Below are 9,331 nucleotides of genomic sequence, written 5' to 3'. Positions count from 1 at the left end.
AATGTGTATAAGTCATAGTGAAAAGTCTCCTTATTGATTGGTGTTGGAACCTCAATAATACACGATTTTTCACTAGGATGTTTTTTTATTTTTTAGGTGGCTAACTTGATTATAAAATTTGCGGATTTTATAAAGATGATAGATGGAGGGCGTATCTTGCATTCATTATCTTCTTTAATTGTTATTTTATCTTGATTAAATCCGCAGTTAAAAAGATGCGCATCTTCGTATTAGTGTATGATTCAAGCCTATAGAGGACACATTCTAATATCTTGATATGAATGTTTAGTGCTTCATTGGTAAGCTAGCAAGAGGGTATGCAATACTTTGATAAAATAAATGATAGTGTATTAAATCAGGAAAAATTTTCCGAAGCGAAAGAATAGTTGCCTGAGTCAATTCTTTTGAAGAAATTCAAGGTGGAAATCATGCAGAATTTGGAAGCTATGGTCAGTAAAACGAACCATTGAGCTTGAAATAAATAGTGATGAGCAGCAGAGAATTATCAGTAATTTACTTATTCAGCAGCGGTCTCAGTTGGTCGAAGCATAGAAATATAATTATTTAGCTGAAAACAATTCTAATTGAGTCCTCTTTATTTAATGAAGAAGAAAAAGACTGTCAAATTTCTTAAATCTATGAATACAAGTAAGTCTATTAAGCAAATTATATGGACAAATGTCAGTCTTTTTTTTCAATCTCTATTGCACGAACAGGACATTTGCGGTAAGCTTTGATCACGGCGTCCAGAGTAGCCTGGTCTGTGTTTGAAACATTTATTTCAAGCTGCTGCGGCTCATTTTTAAAAAGAACAATGCCTTCTTCTGTATAATCAAAAACAGAAGGAGCATAAATTTGGCAAAGTCCGCAGGCAATACATTTATCGGGGATAATTCTACACTTCAAAGAATCACACGTCCTATCTTATTTATTGGAGAGGCTGATCACTATGACAACTCTATTCATTTTATCCTTATTCAAGCAGGGATACAAGATAAAGATATCAACCCTTTTTCATCTTTTAAAAGGGAAACGAACTATTTCTGTTTTAATGAATGGATTTTTATATGAAAATTTAATTTTCTTTCAACTGTTTCCTGAACTGACAGAGGAAGAATTTCAAGCGACTCTTCAAAAGTTAGTTGCAGAAGGATTTTTAAGCCTTCAACAAGAAAATTTGGAAGCGGTTATCACTGAAAAAGGAAGAGATTGTATACAAAAATACAGCTTGCAGGCAGAAAAAGAAAGTCAATGGCTGAATAGTTACAGATATGGCAAAATCGATAACAAAATCTGGCGGCTGATTCAATTTTTTGTTCAGGTAACCTCTAATCTTTCTTATCAAAATAATACTTATTCTCCTTTGGAATCCTCTCCCTATTATCAATGGAAAATGAAGCAGCTTCTCAAGAATAATGACAGGAATACAATTGGCAACCGAGTAAGAGAGGAGCTGTTACTGGTGTTTGATCAGTTATCTAATGAAGAGAGTCAATTTTTCGCTTTGCAATTTTCTGGTTATCGCTGGAATGGGAAGGCTGAGCAGCAAGTAGTTGATTTATATCCTGCCTTTAAATCGGAATTAGTAAGAAGAAATGCTTGTCATCACTTTTTTAGAGTTATTGAATCAACTGATAAGGTCGTCATGCTAAAAAAAGTTGTGCTTGATGAAGTGGAAGCTGCCAATAATCAAAGTATGCTGGAGACAAAGAAGTTATTGCTTTCCGGAAATTCTTCTGAAAAAATCTGTGAAATACGTCAGATGAAGCAGAGTACAATAAATGATCATCTTCTGGAGCTGGCAATTCAGAATCCAATGTATTCGTTTGAACAATTGTTGTCAATTCAACATATTCATTTTTTTAAAGCTTTACCTGCAGCTTGTCAGGAATGGAGCTACACATCAGTAAAAGAAGAACTGCCTGATTTGGATTACTTCAGCTATCGAATGGCTCAGATTTTAACATTACATAAAGAACGTGGGAATCGATATGGATTTAAAAAAAATACTAAATCTGGAATTCGGGTTTTCGAACTTTAGAGAAGGCCAAGAGGAGATTATTTCTTCGCTGTTGCAGCAAAAGAACACCTTTGCCGTACTACCGACAGGTACAGGAAAGTCGCTCTGCTATCAGTTTGCAGGAAGGATGCTTGAAGGAACTGTACTTGTTGTTTCTCCTTTAATTTCCTTGATGGATGATCAGGTGAGACAATTACAAAAATCAGGAGAACGAAGAGTGATTGCCTTTAACAGCTCTCTATCATATAGCGAAAAGAAACATGTATCAGGTCGTCTTTCAGATTACAAATATTTGTTTATCAGTCCGGAATCATTGATGAATGAATCGGTAATGCAAAAACTAAAACAAATGAAGCTGGCTCTTTTTGTAATTGATGAAGCACATTGTGTGTCTCAATGGGGAGTGGATTTTAGACCAGAATATGTTAAAATAAAAGACGTGTTAAAAATCTTAGGATTTCCTTTGACTCTGGCATTAACAGCAACAGCTTCAGACAGTGTAAAAGAAGAAATCAGGCAGCACTTGTTTCAAGAAAATATAGAAATCCAACAATATTTTTATTCGGTAAATAGAAATAATATTTCATTAAGCGTGGAGATAACAGAAGATAAAGATGCTGTACTTTTTGAATTTCTGGATAAGTTTAACCAAAGCGGGATTATTTATTGTACCTCCAGAAAAACGACGGAGAGAATCAGCTGCTTGATAAATGAAAAGTTGGGAATCAGAACAGCATTTTATCATGGAGGACTTCCAACTGCTGAAAGAGGAAAAATCCAACAGCAGTTTGTTGATAATGATATTCAGCTGCTTTGTGCAACCAATGCATTTGGAATGGGAATAGATAAACCGGATATCCGGCTGATACTTCATTATGATTGTTCTGCAAGTCTTGAAAATTATGTTCAGGAAATTGGTCGGGCCGGAAGAGACGGAATGTCAAGTCAGGCTGTTCTTTTATATAGGCACGGAGATGAATTTATTCATCATTTTTTTCAAAATGAAGTAACTGAGGAGTTAAAAATACTGCAACGGCTTGTTCAGTCAGAAATGGATTTCTCTGAAGGACTTTTCAACTCATTAAGTGAGATTCAACAAAAATGGCTGGAAGGGTATCTGAATGGTTCATATACATTTGATCAATTAAGAAAACGACTAATTGAAAAAAGAATAGAGAGACAGTATCAGCTTCATCAGATGCTTGAATACATTCAGACGAAAAACTGTAGAAGGATATTTGTAATGGATTACTTTTCTGAAAAAGGAAAAGTCGGTCAAAAAGATAGCTGCTGTGACAACTGCGGACTGGAATTTCCAACTGCTGAAAATGATCAGAAATTGTCTGAATCCCCTGCAAATACTGAGTCTGGATGGCAGGAAATATTAATAAGATTATTTAAAGTTAATGAATAATTTAACTTTATCTCAGCAGATCCGAGGAAGCTGTGTTATAATAGCAAACGATATGATTTTAGGAGGAAATAGAGTGAGTAAAAAAGATAAATATAAGAAATCTGAAGCACGTGAACCTTGGGAACAATCGATTTATGACACTAAGGAAGACAATGGGCATTCAAGAATTGAAAAGAGACAGCATAGAAAAGGAAATACCGTCTTTTTAACTATTTTGGTTATCTTATTATTATTGATTATTGCTTTGCCTATAGGGACTTATTGGTGGGTAGCAAGAGATAAACCAAGCAGCAATGGAACAACACCTTCCTCCTCAATAGTAGTGTCATCAACAGAACAAAGTACGACTACAGCGCCTCCGGCAGAATCAAGTGTGCAATCTTCTGAGGCTCCGGCGGAAAGTACAGCACCTTCAGGTGAAGGCGAACAAACAGATACACCAACTGTTGATACAGTCGAACCATTATATACAGAGGTATTTGCTGGAGAAGGATTTAAGCAGGTTGCTGAGAGAAACGGAATAACTGTTGAACAATTAATGGAACTGAACGGATTAAGCGCAGATGCGATTATTCATCCCGGTGATTCATTACGTGTGCAATAAAAGTAAAAACTGGGACAAGGTTTTATTGTCCCGGTTTTTTTGAGAGAAAAATGAACAGTTGATTGAGCAGAAATGGTTGTTTCTGCATAATATTAAAAAAAGTCTGAAATAATAAAGAATATTTTTTTCAGTCGGCAGGAATGGAGAGAAAAATGAAAAAAATAAGTATTGCAATTGATGGTCCGGCATCATCAGGGAAAAGTACAGTAGCAAAAATATTGGCAAAAAAATTAAACTATATTTATTGTGATACAGGGGCGATGTACCGCTCTCTGACGTATCTGGCTCTTATTAACAATGTAACAATAGATAACGGCACTAAATTATGCGAATTGCTTTCAACACACACAATTTCCTTTAAGCAGGAGGAGAATGGTCAGCTGGTTTTTATTGATCAGCAAAATGTGACCGATTTGATTCGCCAGCCAGATGTTACCAACTCCGTTTCAGTCGTTTCAGCACACCGCGAAGTTCGTGAAAAACTAGTTGAGCTCCAACAGGACATTGGCAAAAAGGGTGGTATCGTAATGGATGGTCGGGATATCGGAACAACTGTACTGCCGCATGCTGAAGTGAAAATATTTCTTGTTGCCAGTGCAGAAGAACGAGCACAAAGACGATACAAAGAGAATGTTGAAAAAGGGATTGCTACAGATCTCGAGACATTAAAAAAAGAAATCGAACGTCGAGATGAGATTGATTCAACAAGAGAAGTTTCTCCGCTGGTTCAGGCGGCAGATGCAGTACGAATTGATACAACTGGAATGTCAATCTCGCAGGTAGTTGAACGAATTGAGTCGATTATTCGTGAAAAAGCGAATTAGAATCAATAAAATATGATTATTTAAGAGAAATCGCTTTATTTTTTCCTCCAAATCCCTTAATATTAGAGAAACGAGACTTTTTTTACGAATTTTTGTTGGCATAGGAGGATAAGTATTCATGACAGAAGATAATCTAGTAGAAAACAGCAATGAAACAATGGAAGACGCAATGAATAGCGTTCAGGAAGTTAACGTGGGGGATATCGTTAAAGGCGAGGTTCTTGCAATTGAAGACAAACAGGTAATTGTCGGAATTGAGGGAGCGGGTGTTGAAGGTGTTGTACCTGCGAAAGAACTTTCTACTTCTCAGGTAGAGGATATCAATGATTTAGTAAAAGTACATGATATTCTGGACTTGGTTGTTATTACTTCAATTGGCAAAGATAAAGAGAACGGCAGTTATCTATTGTCTAAGCGCCGTTTAGATGCAAAAAAAGTTTGGGAAGAGATCGAAACAGATTTCCAGGCAGGCAAAATTATTGAAGCACCGATTACAAACGTTGTAAAAGGGGGCTTGGTTGTTGATGTTGGGGTACGAGGATTCGTACCGGCTTCAATGGTCGAAGATCATTTTGTCGATGATTTTTCTGAATATAAAGGAAAAACAATGAGATTCAAAATTATTGAAATTGAACCTTCTGAGAATCGGTTGATTCTATCTCATAAAGCTGTAGTTGAAGCAGAGAAGGAAGAACACAAAAAAGAAATTCTTGCTGATCTGCATGACGGAGATGTTGTAGACGGGAAAATTGCAAGATTAACTGATTTTGGTGCATTTGTTGATTTAGGCGGAATTGACGGTCTGGTTCACGTTTCAGAAATCGCTCATCATCATGTTGATAAACCAAGCGATGTACTGAATGTAGGAGACGAAGTGAAAGTTAAAATTCTTTCAATCACTCCTGATGAAGAACGTATTTCATTATCCATCAAAGAAACGCTGCCTGGACCTTGGACAGATATTGAAGAAAAAGCTCCTGTGGGTGCTGTTCTTGATGGAATTGTAAAACGTTTGACAAGCTTTGGCGGATTTGTTGAAGTATTCCCAGGTGTGGAAGGACTTGTTCATATTTCTCAAATTTCTCACAAACACATTGCAACACCACATGAAGTTTTACATGAAGGTGACGAAATTAAAGTGAAGGTGCTCGATGTAAATGAAGAGGAGCATCGTATAGCTTTGAGTATTAAAGCATTAGAAGCGAAACCTGAAATGCAGGAAGAGCCTAAAGAAGTACAGGAATATGAATTACCTGAAGAAAATACTGGCTTCACCATGGGAGATATACTTGGTGATCAATTAAAAGCTCAGGAGACAGAGGACGAGTAATAGTGAAATAAAAGCTGCAGGAAACCCGATTGGTTTTCTGCAGCTTTTTTGTTAGTCAACTATCAAAATTGGATTTGGATGATTTTTGATAAAAAGTCAAAATTGAGCCATCCACTGTAGTTAATTCCACGTAATTTATTCCATCATCAGTACGTTTGATTACACAAGGCGTATTGTTAGAGGCTCTATTTACAAATGCAACTAGTTTATCTAATTTTATCGTAGGAATAATAGAGACAAGTTCTTTTCTTGGCTCTCCTTTAAATATATGGATTTTCACCGATTTTTGTGACCTATCGTAAAAATACTGGAAGGGAATCGTATAGGCTAAACCGTAAGCAGCTAAACCAGATGCATCTCTTTTTTCCACTTTTGTCAGCCAGCCGAGAAATGTATCAAACCAATGTAATGTCTTTTCTATATCAGAAGAATAATAGACCGCCTCTATACCTAGAGAAAGAGGACCTTCTGGCATGGTTGAATTTTCATCATTATTATACATACAAAACGCCCCCTTACTTAAAGTTTCTTTTATACTATCATTATAAGTAAAAAGCAACCTGTTTTCAAACAAGTAGAAAAAACTGACTTTTTTTTAAAACTGATTAGAAGTATTATTGATTAAGGATTTATTTTAAAAATACGATAAATTAATCAAATTAGTAAAATAAATTTTTGGAAATTGGTAAAAAGTATATATGAAAATATGTAAAATGAAAACAAACTAAAGATATTCATAGCATTCAATTAGAATGTTTTCGCATTCAAAAGAATGTGCAGTAAAAAAATAAGCTGGTGGTGAAATTAGCCTTCCTTTATAGCATGTCTGTGGCATCATCGATGAAATAGATAGAGATATTTGCTTTCTTTCAGAAATGGCATCAGGAATATTAATTTTAAGCTTTTTCCATTGGAAAAAGCTGTAACTTACTTACTAAAAAAATATTAGTTTTTTTTGATCATAAATATATAAGTGTATTCTATACCAGAAGAAATATAAAAAAATTTCTTGCATTTATTGACGATTATAATCTTTCAATTCATAATCTGACATGTTCTTTGAGTTTTTCTTGCATAATCATTGAATTATGAGGTAAACTAGACAAGATTGAAAACTGTCAAGGAGGTAGTTTTATATGGCAAATCCTACAATAGCAATTGTTGGTCGACCTAATGTCGGCAAATCGACAATTTTTAACCGTATAGCTGGTGAACGTATCTCAATTGTAGAAGATACTCCAGGAGTGACAAGAGATAGAATTTATGCAAAAGGTGAATGGCTTGGTCGTGAATTCAGCATTATTGATACTGGTGGAATTGATTTAGGTGATGAGCCTTTCATGGAGCAGATTAAGCATCAGGCTGAGATTGCGATCGATGAAGCAGACGTTATCATTTTAGTCGTCAGTGGTCGTGAGAGTGTCACAGATGCAGATGAAATGGTGGCAAAGATATTATATAGAAGCAATAAGCCGGTTATTTTAGCTGTTAATAAAGTTGACAACCCTGAAATGCGGGCAGAAATTTATGAGTTTTACGCTTTAGGACTTGGGGAACCGTTTCCTGTATCAGGCAGCCATGGCTTGGGAATCGGAGATGTTTTAGATGAAGCAGTGAAGCATTTCTCTACGGAAACGGAAGAAGAGGAAGAAGGGCTGATCAAATTCAGTTTGATTGGACGTCCAAATGTTGGAAAGTCTTCTTTAATCAATGCAATTTTAGGTGAAGATCGAGTAATAGTTTCAGAGATAGAAGGAACAACTCGAGATGCAATTGATACGTATTTTGAATCAGAAGATGGTCAGAAATTTTTAATGATCGACACAGCAGGTATGCGTAAACGCGGCAAAGTGTATGAGACAACTGAAAAATACAGTGTGATGCGGGCAATGCGGGCAATTGAACGGTCAGATATTGTTTTAATGGTTCTGAATGCCGAAGAAGGAATTAGAGAACAGGATAAAAAAGTTGCAGGCTATGCACATGAGGCTGGTCGCGGCATTGTGATTGTTGTCAACAAATGGGATACGGTTAAGAAAGAAACAAATACGATGCGTGAATTCGAAGAAGAAATTCGTGACGAGTTCCAATATCTTGATTACGCACCGATTATTTTTGTCTCAGCACTTACAAAACAACGGCTAAACAAATTGCCGGAGCTGATTGAAACAGTCAGTATGAATCAAAATCTGAGGATTCCATCAGCTTTACTGAATGATGTGATCATGGATGCGATAGCAATTAATCCAACACCAACAGACAAAGGCAAAAGATTGAAGATTTTTTATGCGACTCAGGTTGCGGTTAAACCGCCGACTTTTGTTATTTTTGTAAACGAAGAAGAACTGATGCATTTTTCATATGCTCGTTTTTTAGAGAATCAAATTCGAAATGCGTTCACCTTTGAAGGAACACCGATTAAAATTATCCCAAGAAGGCGAAAATAGTGCATTTTACCATAATGTCATCAAATGTTCAAACATATTGGAATATTTGATGATTTTTCAAAAAAAACTATTTAAATAGCGTTAAATCCCTTGCTATTACTAGTTTCCTATGATATCTTGTTAACAGAATATTGATCCGATTCAATATTTATATTTTGTCTTTGGACCACTCAAAGTCAAAATACATTTGATGTCTATTTTAGATATCCTATCCTTATGGAGGAGGTGAAATAATCCATGGCAAACAAAGCAGAATTAATCGAAAATGTTGCATCTTCAACTGGCTTAACAAAAAAAGACGCAACCGCAGCGGTAGATGCTGTATTTTCAACAATCCAAGAAACTCTTGCTAAAGGTGAGAAAGTTCAATTAATCGGTTTTGGTAACTTTGAAGTCCGCGAACGTGCTGCACGTAAAGGACGCAACCCACAAACTGGTAAAGAAATCCAAATCGCTGCAAGTAAAGTACCTGCGTTCAAACCAGGTAAAGCGTTGAAAGATGCTGTTAAATAGAGCAGTTCGGGGAACCCTTGATTTTCAAGGGTTCTTTATTTATTTCCGGGGAAAGTCAGTATCTGAACAAAATGATTAGAAAAATATTCCCTGCTTATAACCCAAATGATTTAAGTAATTTTTTCTCTCTATCCTGAAATAACTAGTTATTTAATTCTTAAATTTCATAATGATATCTA

Annotated in this window: 9 protein-coding genes; 7 read left to right on the top strand and 2 right to left on the bottom strand. The window is 35.8% G+C overall.

The genetic code is table 11. From position 1 onward, the window contains the following. Positions 1 to 681: 681 nt before the first annotated feature. Entirely contained in the window at positions 682 to 906 is a 225-nt protein-coding gene (locus LI954_RS11960) for a ferredoxin (RefSeq protein WP_229444585.1), read from the bottom strand. Between the two features lie 43 nt (positions 907 to 949). Between LI954_RS11960 and LI954_RS11955 the strand changes: the two genes are divergently transcribed. The 5 genes from LI954_RS11955 (at position 950) to rpsA (ending at position 6,192) form a co-directional block, all read left to right on the top strand. Beyond that, positions 950 to 2,041: a helix-turn-helix domain-containing protein gene (locus LI954_RS11955; RefSeq protein WP_229444584.1), complete on the top strand. Its 1,092-nt coding sequence runs from the start codon at positions 950 to 952 to the stop codon at positions 2,039 to 2,041. Continuing rightward, positions 1,992 to 3,434: a RecQ family ATP-dependent DNA helicase gene (locus tag LI954_RS11950; protein ID WP_229444583.1), complete on the top strand. Its 1,443-nt coding sequence runs from the start codon at positions 1,992 to 1,994 to the stop codon at positions 3,432 to 3,434. The genes LI954_RS11955 and LI954_RS11950 overlap by 50 nt, the downstream gene beginning before the upstream one ends. A 73-nt stretch (positions 3,435 to 3,507) precedes the next feature. Further along, positions 3,508 to 4,038 (top strand): SAG1386/EF1546 family surface-associated protein, encoded by a 531-nt coding sequence (locus LI954_RS11945; RefSeq protein WP_202066177.1) that lies wholly within the window; start codon positions 3,508 to 3,510, stop codon positions 4,036 to 4,038. A 152-nt stretch (positions 4,039 to 4,190) separates the two neighbouring features. After that, positions 4,191 to 4,862, top strand: a complete 672-nt coding sequence (gene cmk / locus LI954_RS11940) for a (d)CMP kinase (RefSeq protein ID WP_202066179.1) — start codon at positions 4,191 to 4,193, stop codon at positions 4,860 to 4,862. Between the two features lie 118 nt (positions 4,863 to 4,980). Continuing rightward, entirely contained in the window at positions 4,981 to 6,192 is a 1,212-nt protein-coding gene (gene rpsA, locus LI954_RS11935) for a 30S ribosomal protein S1 (RefSeq protein WP_202066181.1), read from the top strand. 55 nt (positions 6,193 to 6,247) lie between these two features. Here the strand turns inward: rpsA and LI954_RS11930 are convergent, their stop codons facing one another. Next, positions 6,248 to 6,694, bottom strand: coding sequence for a hypothetical protein (locus LI954_RS11930; protein WP_229444582.1), 447 nt, complete (start codon positions 6,692 to 6,694; stop codon positions 6,248 to 6,250). A 634-nt stretch (positions 6,695 to 7,328) separates the two neighbouring features. On the opposite strand from LI954_RS11930, the gene der reads away from it, so the two are divergent. Further along, on the top strand, positions 7,329 to 8,639 hold the full coding sequence (der, locus tag LI954_RS11925; RefSeq protein WP_202066185.1) for a ribosome biogenesis GTPase Der: 1,311 nt from the start codon (positions 7,329 to 7,331) through the stop codon (positions 8,637 to 8,639). A gap of 237 nt (positions 8,640 to 8,876) precedes the next feature. Then, positions 8,877 to 9,152: an HU family DNA-binding protein gene (locus LI954_RS11920; RefSeq protein ID WP_069698339.1), complete on the top strand. Its 276-nt coding sequence runs from the start codon at positions 8,877 to 8,879 to the stop codon at positions 9,150 to 9,152. Positions 9,153 to 9,331 lie beyond the last annotated feature (179 nt).

Source organism: Enterococcus sp. CWB-B31 (genome assembly GCF_020567645.1).
Classification (GTDB): Bacteria; Bacillota; Bacilli; order Lactobacillales; family Enterococcaceae; genus Enterococcus_L.
The sequence above is the reverse complement of the archived record's forward strand: the minus strand, read 5'-3'. Positions and strand labels throughout refer to the sequence as shown.

Bases quoted from the DNA above. Each gene is read 5' to 3' on its own strand.
- LI954_RS11955 (WP_229444584.1), top strand. From the start codon at position 950: ATGACAACTCTATTCATTTTATCCTTATTCAAGCAGGGATACAAGATA.
- der (WP_202066185.1), top strand. From the start codon at position 7,329: ATGGCAAATCCTACAATAGCAATTGTTGGTCGACCTAATGTCGGCAAA.
- LI954_RS11920 (WP_069698339.1), top strand. From the start codon at position 8,877: ATGGCAAACAAAGCAGAATTAATCGAAAATGTTGCATCTTCAACTGGC.
- rpsA (WP_202066181.1), top strand. From the start codon at position 4,981: ATGACAGAAGATAATCTAGTAGAAAACAGCAATGAAACAATGGAAGAC.
- LI954_RS11930 (WP_229444582.1), bottom strand. From the start codon at position 6,694: ATGTATAATAATGATGAAAATTCAACCATGCCAGAAGGTCCTCTTTCT.
- cmk (WP_202066179.1), top strand. From the start codon at position 4,191: ATGAAAAAAATAAGTATTGCAATTGATGGTCCGGCATCATCAGGGAAA.
- LI954_RS11950 (WP_229444583.1), top strand. From the start codon at position 1,992: ATGGATTTAAAAAAAATACTAAATCTGGAATTCGGGTTTTCGAACTTT.